9 protein-coding genes are annotated in these 20,755 nt (G+C 67.8%); 3 read left to right on the top strand and 6 right to left on the bottom strand.

Translation table 11 applies throughout. From position 1 onward, the window contains the following. The first annotated feature begins 184 nt into the window (after positions 1-184). From pks13 to NK1_RS17620, 3 genes are all read left to right on the top strand, one after another. Complete coding sequence (gene pks13 / locus NK1_RS17610) at positions 185-5,572, top strand: polyketide synthase Pks13 (protein WP_063009972.1); 5,388 nt, start codon at positions 185-187, stop codon at positions 5,570-5,572. After that, complete coding sequence (locus tag NK1_RS17615; RefSeq protein ID WP_036497025.1) at positions 5,569-7,113, top strand: acyl-CoA carboxylase subunit beta; 1,545 nt, start codon at positions 5,569-5,571, stop codon at positions 7,111-7,113. The genes pks13 and NK1_RS17615 overlap by 4 nt, the downstream gene beginning before the upstream one ends. Positions 7,114-7,286: 173 nt before the next feature. After that, positions 7,287-7,487, top strand: coding sequence for a DUF5988 family protein (locus NK1_RS17620; RefSeq protein ID WP_036497026.1), 201 nt, complete (start codon positions 7,287-7,289; stop codon positions 7,485-7,487). Positions 7,488-7,573: 86 nt separating this feature from the next. On the opposite strand, the gene NK1_RS17625 is transcribed toward NK1_RS17620, so the two are convergent. The 6 genes from NK1_RS17625 to dprE1 all read right to left on the bottom strand — a co-directional run bounded on the left by NK1_RS17625 (position 7,574) and on the right by dprE1 (position 20,743). Continuing rightward, a complete protein-coding gene (locus tag NK1_RS17625; protein WP_063009974.1) occupies positions 7,574-10,945 on the bottom strand; it encodes an arabinosyltransferase domain-containing protein in 3,372 nt (1,123 codons plus the stop codon). Between the two features lie 55 nt (positions 10,946-11,000). Continuing rightward, on the bottom strand, positions 11,001-14,252 hold the full coding sequence (locus tag NK1_RS17630; RefSeq protein WP_063009976.1) for an arabinosyltransferase domain-containing protein: 3,252 nt from the start codon (positions 14,250-14,252) through the stop codon (positions 11,001-11,003). 85 nt (positions 14,253-14,337) lie between these two features. After that, positions 14,338-16,188: a DUF6541 family protein gene (locus tag NK1_RS17635; protein WP_157104323.1), complete on the bottom strand. Its 1,851-nt coding sequence runs from the start codon at positions 16,186-16,188 to the stop codon at positions 14,338-14,340. A gap of 170 nt (positions 16,189-16,358) precedes the next feature. Beyond that, positions 16,359-18,224, bottom strand: a complete 1,866-nt coding sequence (locus tag NK1_RS17640) for a galactan 5-O-arabinofuranosyltransferase (protein WP_245660620.1) — start codon at positions 18,222-18,224, stop codon at positions 16,359-16,361. Positions 18,225-18,494: 270 nt separating this feature from the next. Next, entirely contained in the window at positions 18,495-19,256 is a 762-nt protein-coding gene (gene dprE2 / locus NK1_RS17645) for a decaprenylphospho-beta-D-erythro-pentofuranosid-2-ulose 2-reductase (RefSeq protein ID WP_063009980.1), read from the bottom strand. Further along, positions 19,253-20,743, bottom strand: a complete 1,491-nt coding sequence (dprE1, locus tag NK1_RS17650) for a decaprenylphosphoryl-beta-D-ribose oxidase (RefSeq protein WP_167354271.1) — start codon at positions 20,741-20,743, stop codon at positions 19,253-19,255. The genes dprE2 and dprE1 overlap by 4 nt, the downstream gene beginning before the upstream one ends. Between the last annotated feature and the right edge of the window lie 12 nt (positions 20,744-20,755).

The raw sequence follows: 20,755 nt of genomic DNA on the forward strand, positions 1-20,755 counted from the left end.
TCCGTTGGTCGCTGTGACGTGCCCGTTCGACGGGCCACCCGGCAGCCGGCGGCGGTGCGGAACTCGCCGGGGGACGTGCGCTGCGTGGCGAGTTGTCCACAACCCGCCACTTATCCACATGACGGCGAATCGGCTGTCAATCCCCGCCCGCGCAACATTCGCACACAGGTAGCTTGAGGAATTGATGGCTGACAACGAGGGCACCCAGACGACGGCAACCACCGGCGACGCGAACGCCGAGGTGGAGCAGACCACTGCGACCGAACAGAGTGTGACCGAGCCGGGTGGTGCGGCGAAATCCGGCGGCACCGATATGTCGGTGGCCGAGCTGCGCGAGTGGCTGCAGCGCTGGGTCGCCGACGCCACCGGCCAGCCGGTGGAGCAGATCACGGTGGACCGGCCGATGGAGGAATTCGGCCTGGCCTCCCGGGACGCCATCGCCCTGGGCGGTGATATCGAAGAGCTCACCGGTGTACTGCTGAACGCGACGATCGTGTATCAGCATCCGACGATCGCGGCGCTCGCCGAGCGGATCATCAACGGTGAGCCGGAGACGCCGGAGGAGGCGGCGGACGACGCCTTCTACACCGCCGGATATCAGCCGGGGGCCGCGCACGATATCGCCATCGTCGGCCTCGCCACGCGGCTGCCCGGAGCCGGCGATACGCCGGAGTCGACCTGGGATTTCCTGATCAACCGGGGCGACGGCATCCGGGATCTGCCCGAGGGCCGGTGGTCCGAATTCCTGGCCGATCCGGATATCGCGGCGGCTGTCGAGAACGGCAATACCCACGGCGGCTACCTGGACCAGGACGTGATCAAGGGCTTCGACGCGGAATTCTTCGCGATGTCGCCCGTCGAGGTCGAGCGCGTCGATCCGCAGCAGCGGCTCATGATGGAGCTGACCTGGGAAGCGTTGGAGCACGCGCGAATTCCGGCGAATACCCTCAAGGGCGAATCCGTCGGCGTGTACATCGGTACCTCGACCAACGATTTCTCGCTGATCGCCGCACTGGGACTGGGCAAGTCGGATCGCGACGCTCCGGCCTCGGCCGATGCGTATGCCCTCACCGGCGGCTCCACCGCGATCGTCGCCAACCGGGTGTCGTACTTCTACGACTTCCGGGGTCCCTCGGTAGCCGTGGATACCGCGTGCTCGTCGACTCTGGTGGCGGTGCACGACGCGGTGCGCGCGCTGCGCAACGGCGACGCCGACGTGGCGCTGGCCGGCGGTGTGAACATGCTGCTGGCCCCCGCGATCACCCTCGGATTCGATTCCATCGGTGCGGTCGCGAAAGACGGCCACATCAAAGCGTTCTCGTCCGATGCCGACGGCATGGTCCGCAGTGAAGGCGCCGGCATGGTGGTGCTCAAGCGTTTGGCCGACGCCGAACGCGACGGGGACCGCATTCTCGCGGTCGTGAAGGGCAGTGCCGTCAATTCCGATGGTCGTTCCAACGGTATCGTCGCCCCGAATCCGGACGCCCAGGTCGATGTGCTGCGCCGCGCGTACCGGGATGCGGGTATCGCGCCCTCGACCGTCGACTACATCGAGGCGCACGGCACCGGCACCCCGATCGGCGATCCGATCGAGGCCGACGCGCTCGGCCGGGTGATCGGCCGTGGGCGCGAAGACGACAAGCCGGCGCTGCTGGGTTCGGCGAAGACCAACTTCGGACATCTCGAATCCGGTGCCGGCGCCGCCGCCCTCGCCAAGGTGATTCTGGCGTTGCAGCACAACGTCATTCCGCCGAATATCGGCTACGCGGGGCCGAGCCCCTTCATCCCGTTCGATCAGGCGCACCTGAAGGTCGTCGACGAGCCCACCGAATTCCCGCGCTACAGCGGTACCGCCACCATCGGCGTCTCCGGATTCGGATTCGGTGGCACCAACGCGCACGTGGTCATCCAGGAATACGTCCCGGCCGCTGCCGCCGAGGCGAAAGATGATGCCGCGCAGGGCGCTTCGGCGGACGCCGAGACGCTCGACGCCGAACTCGACAATGAGGCGACCGATGTGCTCGCCGGTGCCGAGGCGATCGTCGAGGGCAGCGATCCGCTGGCCGCACCCGAGCCCGTGGCCGAGGTGGCCGAGTGGACGCAGGAACGCACCGAGCCGCTGCCGGTGATTCTGCCGGTGTCGGCCTATCTGCCGTCGCGCCGCCGCCGGGCCGCGAGCGACCTCGCCGACTGGCTGGAATCCGAAGCGGGACAGGCGACTCCGCTCGAGGATGTGGCGCGGTCGCTGGCCAAGCGCAACCACGGCCGTTCGCGCGGCGTGGTGCTGGCGAAGACCCACGAGGAGGCCGTGGCCGGATTGCGCGCCATCGCCGCCGGTAAGCCGGGGCCGGGCGTGTTCACCGCCGATTCCCCGGCCGCCCAGGGCCCGATGTGGGTGCTGGCCGGATTCGGCTCGCACCACCGGAAGATGGGTAAGCAGCTCTACCTGGAGAATTCGATCTTCGCCCGGACCGTGGACGAGGTCGACGAGCTGGTTGTCGACGAGGCCGGATATTCGGTCAAGGAGATGATCCTCGACGACGCCCAGGACTGGGATGTGGGCACCTCGCAGGTGGGCGTGTTCACGATCCAGCTCGGTCTCGCCGCGCTGCTGCGCGCGCACGGCGCCGAACCGCATGGCGTGGTGGGGCATTCGCAGGGTGAGGCGGCAGGCGCCTACATCTCCGGCGGTCTCCCGCTCGAGGACGCGGTGCGCGTGATCTGCGCGCGCTCGCGGCTGATGGGCGAGGGCGAGCAGATGATCACCGACGACCAGGTGCGCAATATGGCCCTGGTCGAATACAGCGCCGAAGATATCGAGAAGGTGCTGCCGGAGTACCCGGATCTCGAGGTCGCGGTGTACGCCGCGCCGACCAACACCGTGATCGGCGGCCCGCCGGATCAGGTGCACGCGATCGTGGCGCGCGCCGAAGCCGAGGGCAAATTCGCGCGAGTGCTGCAGACCCGCGGCGCCGGCCACACCTCGCAGATGGATCCGCTGCTGGGTGAGCTGGCCGCGGAGCTGGCCGGCATCGAGCCGACCAAGGTGACCACGGATCTCTACTCGACCGTGCACAAGGCGACCGTGTACAAGGCCGGTTCGGACCCGGTGCACGATGTCGACTACTGGGTGACCAATATGCGCGGCTCGGTGTATTTCACCAACGCGATCCGCCGCGCGGTCGACGCCGGCATCACCACCTACCTGGAACTGGCGCCGAATTCCGTTGCGCTCATGCAGGTGATGGGTACGACCTTCGCCGCCGGTGTGCACAACGCGGCTCTGATCCCCACGCTCAAGCGCAAGGAGGACGAGGCCGCGGGCGTCATCTCCGCTCTGGCCCAGCTGTATGTGCAGGGCCACCCGGTCGATCTGGTGTCGCTGCTGCCCGCCGGTGACTACGCCGACGTGCCGCGAACGGCCTTCCTGCGCAAGGAGTACTGGCCCAAGGTCAGCATCGCGACGGGTTCGGGCAGCGGTCGCGCGCCCGGTGCGCACGTGGCATTGCCCGACGGCCGCCACGCCTGGGAGGTGTCGGCCGCGGCCGTCACAGATCTGGCCGGACTGGTGAACGCGGCTGCGGCGCAGGTGCTGTCGGACGTGGTGCTGGGTGCGACCGTCGCGCATTCCCCGCTGCCGGCGTCGGGCACCCTGACCACGACGCTCACCCCGCATCCGGGCGGCGCCTCGGTTCAGGTGCACGTCCGCGAGGGTGCCGCGTTCCGGCTGCTGTTCGATGCGGTGGTGACCGCAAGCGCACCGTCCACCAACGGAACACCGGCACCCGCCGTCCAGCCCGCTCCAGCTCGCGCCGAAACCGACAGCGGCACAGCCGATCTCGTCGTCGCGGAGAGTTTCGGTGATCGCTGGGATCCGAACGGTACGCAGACCGTCGAGGAGCGCCTGGCGACCATCGCCGCGGAATCCATGGGTTATGCCGTGGAGGATCTGCCGATGGAGATCCCGCTGATGGAGTTGGGGCTCGACTCGCTGATGGCGATGCGGATCAAGAACCGCGTCGAATACGAATTCGACATCCCGTCGCTGCAGGTCTCCGCGGTGCGCGATGCCAGCCTCAACGAGGTGGGCAAGGTGCTGCGCTACGCCATCGAGCACCGCGACGAGGTCGCCGCGATGGCGGAAAAGCAAGCCGCCGATGGTGGTTCGCTCACCGTGGACGACAACTTCGTCGCCGCCGCGCGCGCCGCGATGGAAGCGGGTGAGGATCCGGCCGCCGCGGTCAAGCAGCAGGTGGCGGCCGCCGAGCCGAAACAGGCCGAGCCGGCTGCGGCTGCTCCTGCCGGAACCGCCGGTGCGGTGGCGGACGCGGCCGATGCGGATCAGAAGGCAAGCGCCACAGCAGGTTCGGCGAGCGAGGTTGCCGAGTCGACAGGCGGGGTTGCCGACGCGAAGGCGGCGGCCGTCTTCGGCGGCGGCCAGGGTGCGGGCACCAAGGAGCCGGAAGCCGATGTGCCCCCGCGTGATGCGGCCGAGCGGTTGACCTTCGCCGCGTGGGCGATGGTGACCGGCAAGTCGGCCGGTGGCATCTTCAACACCCTGCCGATCCTCGACGAGGACACCGCGGAGAAGCTCGCGGCGCGACTGTCGGATCGGGTCGGCGCGGAGATCGAGGTCGACGATGTGCTCGACTGCGAGACCATCGAGCAACTCTCGGATGTTGTTCGCCGGCACCAGGACAGCGGCGCCGACGTCGACGGTTTCGTCCGGCCGTTGCGCCCGCGTTCCGAAGGCTCGAACGCGGTGCCGGTCTTCGTATTCCACCCTTCGGGCGGAAACACGCTGGTCTACGAACCGCTGCTGAAGCGACTGCCCGACGGCACGCCGATGTATGGGTTCGAACGTGTCGACGGTTCGATCGAAGAGCGTGCGCGCCAGTACGTAACGAAGATCCGGGAGATCCACCCCTCCGGCCCGTACGTGTTCTACGGATGGTCGCTCGGAGCAGTGTTGGCCTTGCAGGTGGCGCAGATCCTGCGGTCTGAAGGCGCCGATGTCCGGCTCGTCGGTCTGATCGATCTGGCTCTGCCAACCCAGGATGAGGACAACAGTCCTGAAGGACGGCGGGGCCGCATCGAACGGTTCCAGGCCTTCGCGCAGAAGACGTACGGCATCCAGGGCGAACTCGATGACGAGATGCTGCAGGAACTCGCGGATGCCTCGGACGAAGAGCAGTTCAAGATCGTCACAGACCTGCTGAAATTCGCTGATGTGAAGATCCCCGGCGGTGTGATCGAGCACCAGCGCTACTCGTGGATCGAAAGCCGCGAGTTGGAGAAGACCCGCCCGTCGCATTACGACGGTGATGTCGTGCTCTATCTGGCCGATCGCTACCACGACGGCATGATCGAGCTCGAGCCGCGGTTCGCTGAACGCAAGCCGAACGGCGGATGGGACGACTACATCCCCAACCTGGAAGTCATCCACATCCCGGGTGACCACCTCCAGATCATCGATGAACCGCGCGTCTCGCAGATCGGTGCCGACCTCACCCGGAAATTGGCGGCGATCGGCAACACAGGAGACGATGCACCCGGGAAGGGAGAGCAGTGAGTACGACCGCCGAGAGGCTTGCCGACCTGCGGAAGAAGCTGGAACTCGCGCAGGAGCCGGCCGGCGAAGCGGGGGTGGCCAAGCGGGCCAAGAAGGGTATCCCCTCGCCGCGTGAGCGGATCAACATGCTGCTGGACCCGGGGACCTTCGTGGAAATCGGTGCGCTGGTGCGCAATCCGGCGGACAAGAACTCCCTCTACAGCGACGGCGTTGTCACCGGCCACGGGTTGGTGGAGGGCCGCCCGGTGGCGGTGTTCTCCCACGATCAGACCGTGTACGGCGGAACGGTCGGCGAGATGTTCGGCCAGAAGGTCGCCTCGCTCATGCGCTTCGCCGCGAAGATGGGTTGCCCGCTGGTCGGCATCAACGACTCCGGTGGCGCGCGCGTGCAGGAGGCGGTGACCTCGCTGCGCTGGTACGGCGAGATGGCGATCGCCATGGAAGCGCTCTCGGGTGCGGTGCCGATGGTGTCGCTGATCCTCGGCAACTGTGCCGCGGGTGCGGTGTATCAGCCGATCTGCACCGATGTCGTCATCGCGACCGAATCCGCGCACATGTTCGTCACCGGCCCGCAGATCACGCGCGAGGCCACCGGTGAGGACGTGACCGCCGACGAGCTCGGCGGCGCCTACCGGCAGGCCGACTGGGGCAATATCCACCACGTCGCCAAGGACGAGAAGGCGGCGTTCGAATGGGCGCGCGAATATCTGAGCTTCCTGCCGTCGAGCTGCCAGGAGGAACCGCCGATCGTCAATCCGGGCCTCGAGCCCGAGATCACCGAAACCGATCTGGAACTGAACAGCTTCGTTCCGGACTCCGACAACGCCAGCTACGACATGCACGAGGTGTTGCTGCGGATCTTCGACGACGGCGGATTCCACGAGGTCGGGTCGGATATGGCCCGCAACATCATCACCGGCTTCGCCCGGGTGGACGGCCGGTCGGTCGGCGTCGTCGCCAACCAGCCGATGTATCTGGCGGGTGCGCTCGACGCCAAGGCCTCCGACAAGGCCTCGCATTTCGTCCGGATGTGCGACGCGTTCGAGATTCCGCTGGTGCTGGTCGTGGATACGCCCGGCTTCATGCCCGGTTTGGAGCAGGAGAAGGCCGGCGTCATCAAGCGTGGTGGTCGCTTTCTCTTCTCCTTCGTCGAGGCGTCGGTGCCGAAGGTCACCGTCGTCGTGCGCAAGGCCTACGGCGGCGGCTGGGCGGTGATGGGATCCAAGGCCCTCGGCGCGGATGTGTACTTCGCCTGGCCGACGGCCCGGATCGCGGTGATGGGTGCGGAGCAGGCGGTCGGCCTGGTCGGCCGTCGCCAGCTCGAGGCGGCGCCGGAGGATCAGCGCGAGGCCATTCGCAAACAGATGATCGACTTCTACAACGCGACGGCCGCCACCCCGTGGCCCGCGGCCGAGCGCGGCTACATCGATGCGGTCATCGAACCCTCGGCGACCCGCCTGGAGATCCGCAAGGCCCTGACGCTGCTGCGCGACAAGCGCCTGCAGCGCAATCCGCGCAAACATCACCTGCTGCCGCTGTAGACCGGCACCCGAGCACACGGCGCCACCCGTACCGGAGATCCGGACGGGTGGCGTCGTCGTGTACGGCGGTGGCCGTCAGCGGCACCTGCGGTAACGCCCGGTTGAACGCCGGGTAGCGCGTGTCTTTCGTGGAATCGCCCGGTCGGCGGGCCGCCATATGAGAGCCTTCAGCTATGGGTAGCTCACCGAAGGCTGTACTCGAAGGCGGGCCGGCCGACCTGCCGCACCGCATCGTTCCCATCACCCCACCCGGCATCGAATTACGCGTGCAGAACGCCGGTGGCTACGAACGTTTCAAATCCACACCACGCCGCCAGGACACCCCTGAAGGCAATCTCCCCGTGTATGAATGGATCGAACACGTGGACGTGTAGGGCAGGCATCCCCACATCGCCAGATACGACGACGGCGGGCGGCGCACGATATGTGCGCCGCCCGCCGTCGTTCGTCGGACTACCGATCAGAACACACGCAGCTGTCCCGGACTCCAGAATCCGGAGCGCGTCGCGGTACCGGTGTCGATCTTCGCCGGGGTGGCGTCGGTGTAGTACCGGTTGTAGCGCTCCAGGGTGCCCCAGTCACGAGCCCAGTTGTCCTTCAGGTAGGTCGGGACCGTCGTGGAACCCGCCAGCATCTGGGTGAAGCCGAGCGGGCCGCCGAATTCCTCGGCCTGCCAGGTATCGGTCGAGCTCACCGCGAGCGGGCGGTCGGGCAGGATGCGATAGTTCGGCATGGTCGCCACGCCGTAGCGGTGCGGGAACGGGTTCTGGCAGGGGAACTGCAGGCCCACCGCCCAGTCCTCGAGCACCGGTTGTTCGGAGCCGAGGAAGGTGTTCAGCGTGACCATTTTCGGCACCCGCGGCGGTGTGAACGCCAGCCACTGGTCACCGATCAGCACATTGCGATTGGCCGAGATCCGCACCGCGTCGGCGTCGGCGGCGATCTCCGACAGCGGAACGCGCAGGTTGCGCCACGACGGCGCCGGGCCGATATCGCGCGGGACGTAGCTGCCCTCGAACTTCACCGAACCGTCGGGCTGGCGCTTGCCGTACTCCAGCTTCAGGTCCTGGCCGTACTGCAACGCACCGGTCTGATCGAAGGACAGGATGCGCCCGGCCGCGGAGATGACCACGAGCGGCGAATCCGCCGAGCGAGCGGGCAGTTCGTACCAGCTCGAGGTCAGATGCGCGGGCTGCTGCAGGCCCTGCTGATAGCTGCCCATCACCGGCGTCGTCTTGGGGTCGAGGCCGTAGGGCAGTGCGACGGTCGAGCCGTTGACACCGGCTTCCTTGGTGGTGCCGCCGCCGGTGCCCGCGTTCTGGCCCTCGGCGAAGTTCGCGCCCACCGACTGGTTGGAGGTGTTGCCGGTGCCCGGCTTCACCTCCACCGCATCGGCTTTCAGATCGGTCGGCACACCGTTGGGATCGAATCCGGTCGGGTCGGCACCGGCCAGTGGATCGTTGTCCTTGGGCGGATGCGCGGGATCGATGATCGGATTCAACCGGCCCTGGTTCGGATTCGACTCGACCAGAACGTCGTCGGCGATTCCGCAGCGGTTGCCGTCGACCGCGTCGACGTTGCCGCGGGCCAGCGAGTAGGCCGGGTACTGGCTCACCGCGCCCTTGGCCAGCGACAGCACCTCGAACAACACCATCGCGGCGGCGACGAGCGTCAGCGGAATGGCCGCGAACCGGCGAATACGCCTGCCGCGCGAGGATTTCGAACTCTCCGGCGGTTTGGCGTAGCCCTCGCGCAGCGCCTGCCAGGCCACCACCGCCAGCGCGAGCCCGAACAGCACCAGCATGATCGTGTTGGACTGGAGTCCGTGCAGCGACACCGTCTTGTCGAACCACGGCACGCCGTAGCTCGAGACGTACCAGTAGCCGTTGGTGCCGGAGAAGGACAACGCCAGCGCGAAGAGCAAGGCGGCCAGGAAGATCGAGCGATTCTTCCGCGACCGCAGCGCTGTCGCCGACACCGCCACCGCGGTCACCGCCGCGAGCGCACCCGCGATGCCCGCATAGGCACCGAAGTGGTGGGTCCACTTTGTCGGGTTGAACATCATGAAGAAGATGGTTCCGCAGACCACCCCGATCAACCGCCAGGTCGGACCGCTCGAAATGCCCGGAATCTGCTTGCGCCGCAACAACACCAGGGCGGTGGTGATCAGGCACAGGATCATCACGATGAACGCGAACCGGCGCGAGACCGAACCGTCGACGGTCTGGACGAACAGGTAGTAGTAGCGCAGGTAGTCCTCGTACCAGGCCAGGTTCGGGCCGGTGAGGCGCCGCACCCGGTTGGCCTCCTGGATACCAGCGAAGGTCTGGTCGCTGTAGACGACGGTGAGCACCAGGAAACCGGCCGCCGCGATCGGCGCCAGCAACGGTAGTGAGGAGACGAACCCCGAAGCGCGCCAGCCACTTCCGGCACGTGCCTGCAGATCGCGCTTGCGACGCACCACGATTCGCACCAGCGGGCGGATACCGGCGAGCAGCGCGGCCACACACATCAGGCCGGTCGGCGCCGCGGCGAGCGTGAACGCCGCGACCAGCACCGCGCCGGCGGCGGGCAACAGGCGTCCGGTGGCGATCGCGCGTTCGATGGAGACCCAGGTCAGCAGCGCGCCCAGCGCGACGATCGGCTCCGAGCGCAGGCCATTGTCGTAGGGCAGCCAGAAGGCGAGGAATACCAGCCCGCCGGTCCACAGCGCGACCTTCGAGGTCCGCACGCTGCGGCCCAGCCGCGGCACCACCTCGCGGCTGATCACCATCCAGCACAGAATTCCGCACAGCAGGGCGGGGATACGCACCCACGGGCTGGCCGTGGAGATCTGCGCGAAGACCTGGATGACGTCGTAGTACCAGCCGAACGGCGCCTCCGGCACGCCGTACCAGCGGAAGTAGTTGGCCAGATAACCCGCGTGCGGCGCCACGCGCACCATAGTCAGGATGTAGCCGTCGTCGGAGGTGTTGGCGCCGATGAAATGCCACACCAGCAGGATGCTCAGCACCGCGCCGTCGGCCCAGGTCGGCTTCAGCCAGTGCGCGGGGAAGAAGCGGCGGTGACCGCGGCCGTCACTGGTGTCGAGGCGGCCGAGCGCGGCCAGCGCGATGAGGGTGCACAGCACCGCGGCGAGCATCGCGACCAGTTTGATCACGGTCGGCGACGACGAGAAGCGGGAATCGACGGTCATGTGGAACGACAGCCCGGCCGGCGCCGCACCCTTCAGATCCGAGAACACGCCGACAACCTGCGGCCGCAGATCACCCTGCAGGGCGCCGTCCACCGGCACGGTCACCGTTTCGGTGCCACCGTCGGCGGCGGGCCGCTCCACCTGTTTGGTCAGGCCCTCGAAGTGGGCGTAGGTGCGGTCGATATCGGAGGTGATGGTGATCGCGGTGCAGCCGTCGAGCTCACCGCGCTTCGCCGAGGCGACGATCGCATTGCGGTCCACCACGTCGACCGAATCGCTGGTGACACGCACGAACATGCCCTCGAGCGCGGCCCGGTCGCCCTGCGGCGGCGCGGTGTTGAGCAGCATGCCGCCCTGGGGCAGCTGTGTCACCGTCGAACACGGGATGGAGGCCCGCAGATCCACCGGGACCTGCGACATCAGCGGCGCCTCGACATTGCCGATGGTCCCGCCCTGCGGCCAGTTCACCTCGGCGGTGGTCTGCTGGACCGGCAGAAACGGGGTGGCGAGCGCGAAGATCGCGCCGAGCAGGCCGGCGATCACGGCGATCATTCGGGCGGTGCGGAAATCGCGCGACGTCACCGGTGGTTCGGCGACCGTCGGTTTGGTCAAGACAGCTGTTGCGGCGTCGGGCACGGATGGTGATGTTATCTGCCCACACTGAGAGTGACGTTGTTCACGCCCCGCTATTTCACTTCACCTTGATGGGCGCATCCTTGGCCCAGCCCCAGCGCGTCTGCACCGTCACACCGACGTCGGCCTGGCGCGCCTGCGGCACGTAGGGGGTGAATCGTTCCAGCGAACCCCAGTCCCGGCCCCAGTCGTCGTTCAGATAGGCGGGGATGGTCTGGGCCGACAGCAACAAACCTGTCCAGCCCAGTGGACCGCCGCCGATATCGTCCTGCCAGGCGTTGGAGGCGTCGGAACCGACCCGGTCCGGCAGGATGCGCCACTTCGGCACCTCGGCCACGCCGTCCTTGTGGTCGAACGGGCGCTGGCACGGGAAGGCCAGGCCGACATGCCAATCCTCGAGGACCGGATCGGTGTGTCCGACGACCGAATCGAGGGTGGCGAGCTTCGGCAGCCGGGGCGGCGTGACCGCCAGCCACTGCCGCGGCGTCAGATCGTTGGCGACCGCCACGATCCGCACCGCGTTGGTGCCGTCCGGAATGCGGTCCAGCGGCACCCGCATATTCCGCCACGACGGCGCGCCGCCGATGTCCAGCGGTACGAACGAGCCCAGCGGCCGCACGGTGCCGTCGGCGGCGCGGTCGCCGAATTCGACGCGCAGATCCTGGCCGTAGGTGACCACGCCGTCGGCATTCACCGATTTGATCCGCCCGGCCGCGGTGACCACCAGCACCTTGCGGCTCGGATCCTGGCGGGCGCCGGGCAGATCCATCCGGTACCACCCCGAGGTCAGATGCGCCTGCTGTTTGGTGCCGGTGGTGTAACTGCCCAGCACCGGGGTGCGGGCCGGGTCCAGCCCGAACGGCAGCGCGACCGTGCTGCCGTTGACCCCCACCTGCTGGGTGGTACCGCCGCCGGTGCCCGCGGTGGTGGTGTGGGTGGTCTTGTTCGCGGAATCGGTGTTGACCGAATTCGCGCCGCCGGTGGTCGTCTCCTCCGCGTCGGCGGTCAGATCCTTGGCCACGCCGTTCGGGTCGAAGCCCGTACTGTCGGCGCCGAGCGCGTCCGCCGCGGAGCCGGAGTAGGGCTGCAGCAGGGAATCGGCGGTGTCGGTTTCGGTGAGGACCGCATCGGCGAGGGAGCACGGATGTCCGCCCAGCGCACGGATATTCGACTTCGCGATGGAATAGGACGGGTATTGCGTGATGGCGCCCTTGCCGAGGGAGGCGACCTCGAACAGCACCATGGCCGCGGCCGCGATGGTCAGCGGCTGGACGGCCCAGGTGTCGAACCGCCTGCGGCCGTCCGCTTTTCGATACGGCTCGCGGTAGTACTGATAGGCCGCCAGCAGCAGGCTCAGCACCGCGAGTCCGAGGAACAGCGTCGAGAGTCCCTTACCCGCGATCAGCGGCGCCTTGTCGTACCACGGCACACCGTAACTGGAGACGTACCACCAGCCGTTGGATCCGGTGAACGTGATCGCCAGCAGGAAGAACACCGCCGCCGCGAACAGCGAGCGGTTGTAGCGGGCCCGGATTCCGTTGATACCCACCGCGACCGCGGTCAGCGCGGCGAGCGAACCGGCCAATCCGGCATAGACGCCGAAGTGGTGGGTCCACTTGGTCGGAGTGAACATCATCAGCAGCAGCGACATGAACACGATGCCGAGGATGCGGGCCGAGGGGCCCTTCGAGGTGCCCGGAATCCGGCCGTTCTTGCGCAACATGACCAGGACGCACACCAGCAGGCACAGCAGCATGCCGAGAATGCCGAACCGGCGGGCCAGCGAGCCGTCCGGCGCCAGCATCAGCAGCGAATCCCAGCGGGTCCGTTCGTCGAACCAGGCCACATTCGGACCGATGATCTTGCGGACCCGGGTGGCCTCCAGCACCGAGGCCAGGGTCTGATCGGCGAAGACCACCACCAGGACCAGCGCTCCGGCGGCCGCGCCCGGCGCGAGCAGGGCGCCGTACCGCAGTATCGACGCGCCGGCCGAACCGCCGCCGCGGGCGCGGGAAATGATGTGCTGCAGGACCGGTCGCGACCCGGCGACCAGGGCGGCGATGCAGATCAGGCCGGTCGGCCCGGCGGCGAGCGAGAAGGCGGCGATCAACACCGCGACCGCGGCAGGCAGCAGTCGCCGGGTCGCGATCGAGCGTTCGATCGAGCACCAGGTCAGCAGCGCGCCCAGGGCGATCAGCGGTTCCGGGCGCAGGCCGTTGTCGTAGGGCAGCCAGGCGACCAGGAACACCAGCCCCGCCGTCCACAGCGCGACGGTGTCGCGACGGACGCGAGAACCCAAGCGCGGCAGCACTTCCCGGCTGATCACCAGCCAGCACAGCACACCGGCCAGCAGCGCCGGCAGCCGCATCCACCAGCCGGCGTCGCTGACCCGGGTCATCCAGGCCAGCACCTCGTACGGCCAGCCGAAGGGCGCCTCGGCGACTCCGAACCAGCGGTAGTAGTTGGCCATATAGCCCGAATGTTTCGACGCCCGGGCCATATTCAGGATGTAGCCGTCGTCGGAGGTATTGGCGCCGATCACATGCCAGACCACCAGCGTGCCCAGCACCACCACATCCGCGACGGTGACCCGCCACCAGTGCGCCGGCAGGAAGCGGCGTGGCCGTCGCCCGTCGGCGGTATCGATCAGATGCAGGCAGATCAGCGCGATGACGGTGAAGACGACCGCGCCGATGATCGCGACCAGCTTCAGCAAGCTCGGCGTCGACGAGAAGCGCGAGTCGATGGCGGCGTGCAGATGGGCGTCACCGAGCTGCTCGCGCGTCAGATCGGTGAAGACGCCGACGATCTGGGGCCGCACATCGCCACCGACGGTATTGGTGAACGGTGTCCCGTCCTGCCGGGTGACACCGGTGAATTCGGCCGTCGTGGCCTGCGCGGTGGAGGTGACGACGAAGCGTGCGCAGCCGCCGACCTCGGCCAGCGACGCCGACAGCAGCGGAATATCGCGCAGCCGCACCGAGAGTGTGCGCCCACCCGGCTCGTCGGCGATCTTGGCGACCAGGCCCTTCGCGGAGGCATTGGGCGCGTCGGCGGGCACCGTGGACAAGACCGTGCCGCTGGGGAGTTCGCGCAGCGCGCTGCACGGCAGCGACGCGTCGACGGTGAGCGGCACATACGACACCAGTGGCGCGTTCACCGGGACCGATTGCGGCTGCGGCCAATCCAGGCTCGCCCGGTCCTCCCGCACCGGCAGCAGCGGTGTGAGCACCGCGAGGGCGACGGCGATCAGACCCGACAGGAGGGCGATCACACGGATGCGGGGAAACGCTGGAGAGTCTGCGCGCACCCAGCGATGCTAAGCGACCGCAACGGCGGGCCCGGAGGTGGCAGCGCGCGTAACCACACAGGGCCCCGCGTAGGTCGCCGTGGAATCAGCGCAGTCCGCGCACATCCCAGACGACGACATCGTCGACCACCTGCCCCGGGATGCCGAGCAGCTGGTCGAGGGTCGCGCGGATCGCCCCGCCGTGTTCGGTCGGCGGCAGCACCACCACATCGGCGTGCCAGTAGGCGAGGTCGGCCAACGCTCGAGCCTGTGCCCGAGAATCGACCGGCTGGATGCGATCCGTCTGCTGCGCTCGCATCAACAGCGTCGCGGTCGGCCGGTCGTCGGGTCCGTAGCGGCCCTTCTTGTCTGCCGTCGGCCCGACGAAGTAGCCGCCCGCGAGCGGGAAGCCGAAACGGGAGTCGACCTGCCAGTTCAGCGGCTGGGCGTCGAGCCGGGTCGGCGGCGGTGCGATCACGACCGACCCGTCGCCGACATAGCGGTCGACCGTGCCGTCGGTGAAGAATCGCGGTGTCGGATCGCGGTGGGTCACCGGCAGGACGGTCGGCACCAGCGGGACCAGCGCCAGCGCGACGGCGGTGAACCAGATCACCGGCCGCAGATCGTTCGTGCTGCCGCGCGCGTAGTCGAGGATGCGCTGCGTACCCAGCGCCAGGATCGCCGCGAGCGCCGGAATCGCGGCCATGGTGAAGCGGGTCTCCAGCACGGTGTTCAGCAGCGGCACCTGGTCGAGCCAGTGCCACGGCAGCGTGATCCCGGTATCGGACCTGCCGATCCGCAGCGAAACCCCCAGCGACAGGATGCTGTAGACCACGATCACCGTCGTGGCCGCCCGAATCACCCGATATTCGCGGTTGCGCGAGCGCCACAGCCAGACCGCGGTCACCGCGGTCAACACCAGCAGCGGCCAGCCGAAGAAGGCGTTCTCCTCGGTCGGATTGATCGCGGGGGTCTTACCCGGGGCGAAGACGCCGCCGAGCGATCGGGAGGGAAATTCGACCAGCGCCGTGAGGTCGTTGCCCATCGGCCCGTGATCGATGGAACGGTAGCTCTGCGGTCCGAAGAACTGCCACCACAGCGGAATCGCCGTGGCCGCCACCGTGATCACCGCGGCCAGCGCCAGCGTCGGCGTCACGGCACGCACCACCCGCAGCCCGGTCCGGGGCCGGTGCAAGTAGTAGACCAGGGCGAACAGGCCGAAGCCGAGGGCGAAGATCAGCAGCGGTTCCTCGCCGAGCGCGATCTGGAGCGCGACCAGGACCGCGAGCACCACGGCCTCCCGCACCCGCCGCGCCCGCGTCACCGGTTCGTCGCGCAGGGCCCGGCGCGCCATCCGGATCACCAGGACCGCGAGCACCGGCAGAATCGCCAGACCGACGAAATTGGGATGGGCGTTGGCGTGCGAGATCATCGCGGGTGCGAAGCCGCAGAACGCGCCGCCCAGCGCGGCGGCGAAACGGGACCGCACCAACTCCCGGGAGAACAGCCAGTACCAGGCGAAACCGGTTCCGGCCAGGCCCAGGGTCAGCACCAGGGCGAAGGTGACGGTCGGGCCGAACAGCACCGTCACCGGAGTCAGTGGAATACCGACGCCGAACATGGCGGTGTTGGCCATCATGTTCACGCCGTCGGGATAGTTCTGCAGATTCGTGCCCAGCGGATTGTGCAGATGGATCACCGCATGCGCGGTTTCGGCGAAGAACCACTCCCACATCGACTGGTCCTGGCCGCTCGCGATCAGATATCCGTGCGCGGTGTCGCGCCACTGCCCGGACAGGACGTAGACGGCGGCGGTCAGGTAGACGACCGCGACCACCGGATCCGCTCGGGAGGCGAGGAGACGGTCGCGCAGGCGCGCGCCCCGGGAGGGTCTGTCCGCGAGTCTCGGCTCCGGGATGGCCGGCTCGTACCCCTCGGACAGGACGGCCGCGCTCACCCCCGGTCGCTGCTCGTTCGGAACCGCTGGCCCGCCCTGCACCACTGGAAAAACACTCCTTCGGCCGACAATCAGCCACCCACCGTACCCATCCGGAGTGAAGCAGCGCCGAGTGAACGTTGGTTATCCACAGGAGTGGGGGAATTCCACAGCGTTATCCACAGAGGGAATCAGCGGCGTACGACCAGGGTGAACGGCCCGATATCGGTGATCCGGAACTGTGGATCGGCGAAGAGTGTCCCCGGAAACTCGACCGTGTAGCGGCGCACGTTCGGATCGTTCGGATAGACGTCCTCGGCCAGGCGCAAAGTGTAGTTCTCGCCGCTGCGGCGGAACAGGAAGGCGTCCGGCGCGCGCCAGGGGGAGTGGTTCAGCGCGTCGATCAATTCGGCCGGGGATTTCAGTTCGCTCCAGCGCTTGATCTCGGCGGCCCGGGCCGGGAAATCGGCGAGCGGATTGGCGTAGTGCGATGTCAGCGCCTGGAAACCGAAATACGGATAGTAGGACAGGAAGCTGGTGTCGGCGGTGAGGAGCACCGTCCGGTCGCGCGGCCGCCCGGTCTGCTCGGTGAGGGTCGCATCGATGCGCCCGTAGTACGACACCGCCGAGGGACTGCGCTTGTCCGCGCGTACCCCGTTGCCGTCGGTGTCGGTGTAGGCGGTGGTGATCTCGGCGTTCAGGATGCCGGGGATGCTCTGGGTGAAGGCCAGCGCACCCAGGACCGCGACCACCCCGGTCGCCGCCCGGAACCGCCGCGGTTCGTCGACGGCCTGGTAGATCGCCCGTGCCCCCTCGACGAATCCGAACGCGCCCGCCGCGGCGAGCAGCACCTGCAGGATGGGTTCCAGCCGGAAGGACAGCCCCGTCGTACCGGCCGCGGTGACCAGCATGGAGGCCAGCGACCACAGATAGATCGCGACCACCGAGATGCCCAGCGCCTGGGCTCGTCGCGAACTCGCCGCCCGCACCACCAGCCAGAGGGTGCCGAGCAGGCAGAGCGCACCGAGCAGCGGTTCGGAGAAGTCGAACATCGGGAACGCCAGCCGCGAACCGGACTCCGGCAGGTAGTGCAGGGCGGTATTGGATTCCGGCAGATGTCCGGTCAGCACCTTCGCCAGATATGGGCCCCAGACGATCAGGGCCAGGATCGCGGCGATCACGCCCATGACGATCAGGCGCAGCAGAATCGGCCACAGCAGGCGGAAGACGCCGAGCCTCGGGGCACGCGGCTGATGCACCGCGATCTCGCGCTGCTGCCACCACAGGGTCGCCCACGAGACCAGGCCCATCAGGACCACGGTGAAGACGGCGACCACGAAGAACAGCGTGTAGAACATCGCCGAGAGTCCGAGGAACGCGCCCGCTCCGATCGCCGCACCCCAGCCGCCCGCGGTGCGCGGTTCGCCGGCCGATCTCGCCGCCCCGAACTCGGCGGGCCGGTACAGCGCACCCCAGGCGAGCACCATCGCCGGTGCGAACAGGATCACCAGCACGGCGCTGTAGGCCTCGGGGGAGGCGAACGCCACCATCACCGCGGTGGTCGTCGCCGCGACCGCGACCGCCCAATCCCACCGAATCAGCTTGGACCACAACACGAGTGCCAGCACCGAGGCCATCGCCAGCGACACGATCGCATACGGTTTGAACGTCTCCCACCCGGCCAGGCCGAGCAGATTCGCGACGCGTCCGCCGATCCAGAACCACCCGGCCGGGTAGTACGCCGGAATGTCGGCGTAGGTCATATCGTGCAGCGCGGCGGTATCGGTGAGTCGCGTCAGATATTCGGTGCGGAATTCCTGATCCACCGAAATGCCGAACAGATACAGCTTGGTCGCCGCGAGCGGCATTCCCAGCGTCACCGTGACGAAGGCGGAAATACCCGCCCAGGACAGCACTTTCGCCACCCACGGCCACCGGTGCATCCGGATCAGCACGATGGCGAGCACCAGCAGCACCGCCGCCCCCGCCTGCCCGACGGTGGTCAGCGCCCGGGTCACATTGGAGGAGTTGAACGCCGGCCACTGCACCGCCGACATCGCCGTCAGCCCGATCGCCGCCACCAGCGCGGCGACCACCGCCCCGACGACAGCCTCCCCGAGCCCGCCCCCGACCTGCCGGACTAGTACGCGCACAGTGCCTCCGGATCCTCTCTCGCCGCCGATCTGCCCGCGAGCCTACAAGCCGGGTGGAACCGGTTCGCGTCGGTGCGAAGCTCACGCTGCGCCGGCGGCCGCCCTCGGAAAATGCGAAGGAGAGCCGGCGCTCGGTAGCGGCGACTCTCCTTCGCGGCTCGAAACCGAGCCGAACTAGATGGGAAGTTTGCGGAAGATCGGGCGCGGAACGTGGCGCAGGATCATCATGACCCAGCGGAACGTGCCGGGGGCCCAGACCAGTTCCTTACCCTTCTCGGACGCCGAAACCGCCAGCGCCGCAACGTCTTCCTTGTTCACCGTGAGCGGCGCCTCGGCGACGTGCGCGGAGAACTGTGTGCGCACCTGGCCCGGCCGCACGACGGTGACGCGCGGACCGTGCGGACGCAGCGCCTCACCCAGTCCGAGGTAGAAACCGTCCAGACCGGCCTTGGTGGAGCCGTAGACGAAGTTGGCGCGCTTGACGCGCTCACCGGCCACCGAGGACATGACGATGATCCGCCCGAAACCCTGAGCCTTCATCTTCTCGCCGACCAGCACGCCGACCGACACGCCCGCGGTGTAGTTGACCTCGGCGACGCGCACGGCTTTGAGCTGGTTCTGCCACAGCTCCTCGGCATCGCCGTCGAGCGCGAAGGCGACGATCGCGACATCGATATCGCCGTCGGCCCAGGCCTGTTCGATGACCTTGGGGTGGCTGCCGGTGTCCAGCGCGTCGAAGTCGACGATCTCGACCTTCGACGCGCCCGCGGCCTCCAGCTGAGCGACCGACTGCGCCCGCAGCGGATCGTTCGGCAGCGCCGCGAGCACCACCCGCGCCGGCCCCTTCTTCAGGTACTCCTCGACGATCGCGAGGCCGATCTCCGAGGTACCGCCCAAAAGCAGAATGTTCTGCGGGTTACCTACCGCGTTGATCACTGCAGCTCCAGCCTTCTCGCCATATCGGACATGAAAACGCCTGTGGGATCGACACTTCGGCGGACCTTGATCCACTCGTCGATCTTGGGATACATCTTGTGGAAGGTCTCCGCGGTGGTCCGGGAGTCTTTCGCGGTGTAGAGACGACCGCCGAATTCCAGTACGCGCCGGTCCAATTCGGTGACCAGTTCGTTGAGGCCGGGGCGCACGGGGAAGTCGACGCAGATGTTCCAGCCCTCCATGGGGAAGCTCAGCGGCGCCTGGTTGCCCGGGCCGAAGAACTTCAGCACATTGAGCGCCGAGTAATGACCGGAACGCTGGATGTCGACGATGATCTTGGTGAATTCGTCCAGCGCCTCGGGCGGCAACACGAACTGGTACTGGATGAAACCGGCCGATCCGTAGGCACGATTCCACTCCGAGACCACGTCCAGCATGTGGTAGAACTGCGTCAAGTTCATGATCTTGCCGGTGTAGTTACCGCCGAGCGCGTAGTACGCCTCGCCGACCATGCCGAGCGTGAGCTTGTTCGCCGCGAAACTCGGGAAGATGTTCGGCACCGTCAGCAGATTCGGCGCGTCGAACTTCAGCGGGTTGCCGCGCAGTTTCTTCGGCAGTTCGTCCAGCTTGGCCAGGCGGCCGCGAGAGACGTTGGCGCGCCCCAGTTTCGGCGGTGCGCTGATCACGTCGAACCAGGTCGAGGAGTACGTGTAGTTCTCCTCGGAGCCGTCCTTGTGTACGGCGATGGTCTCGTCCAGCGTGGTGGTCTTGATGCCGTCGGCGATGAAGTAGGCCGTCTCGGTGGGCGTCATCTCGATCGTGGCACGCAGGATGATGCCGGTCAGGCCGTTGCCGCCGACGGTCGCCCAGAACAGCTTGGCGTTCTTCTTGGGGCCGATGTGCTGAATCTTGCCGTCGGCGGTCAGCAGATCGATCGAACGCACGTGGTTGCCGAAGCTGCCCGCGCTGTGGTGGTTCTTGCCGTGGATATCGGAGGCGATGGCGCCACCGACGGTCACCTGACGGGTGCCCGGCAGGACCGGAACCCACAGGCCGAAGGGGAGCGCGGCCTTCATCAGCTGATCGAGGCTGACGCCGGCATCCACATCGACGAGGTGGCTGTCGCGGTCGATCCGGTGGATGTTGTTCAGCGCGGACATGTCGATGACGAGCCCGCCACCGTTCTGCGCATGGTCACCGTAGGACCGGCCGAGCCCGCGCGCGATCACACCGCGCCGCAGGTACGCCGGCTTGGATTCGTTGTCCTCCGCGACCATGGCCACGGCCTTGGCGATCAGTTCCGGATCGCCGGTCGAGAGCACTTCGGAGGTGGAGGGCGCGGTACGACCCCAACCGGTCAGTCGACGGGTGCGCGTCGGCAGCGAAAAGCTGTCGGCGGAGCCGTTGCTGCTTGCCTGTGACGCCTCGCCGTCGCCCGCGGAGTTCGCAGGACCCGCGGCGGTGGAGGTCTGAGCTTTCGTGGACATCGGCATAGAGGC

Origin of the sequence: Nocardia kruczakiae NBRC 101016 (genome assembly GCF_001612965.1) — a bacterium.
GTDB classification, from domain to species: Bacteria; Actinomycetota; Actinomycetes; order Mycobacteriales; family Mycobacteriaceae; genus Nocardia; species Nocardia kruczakiae.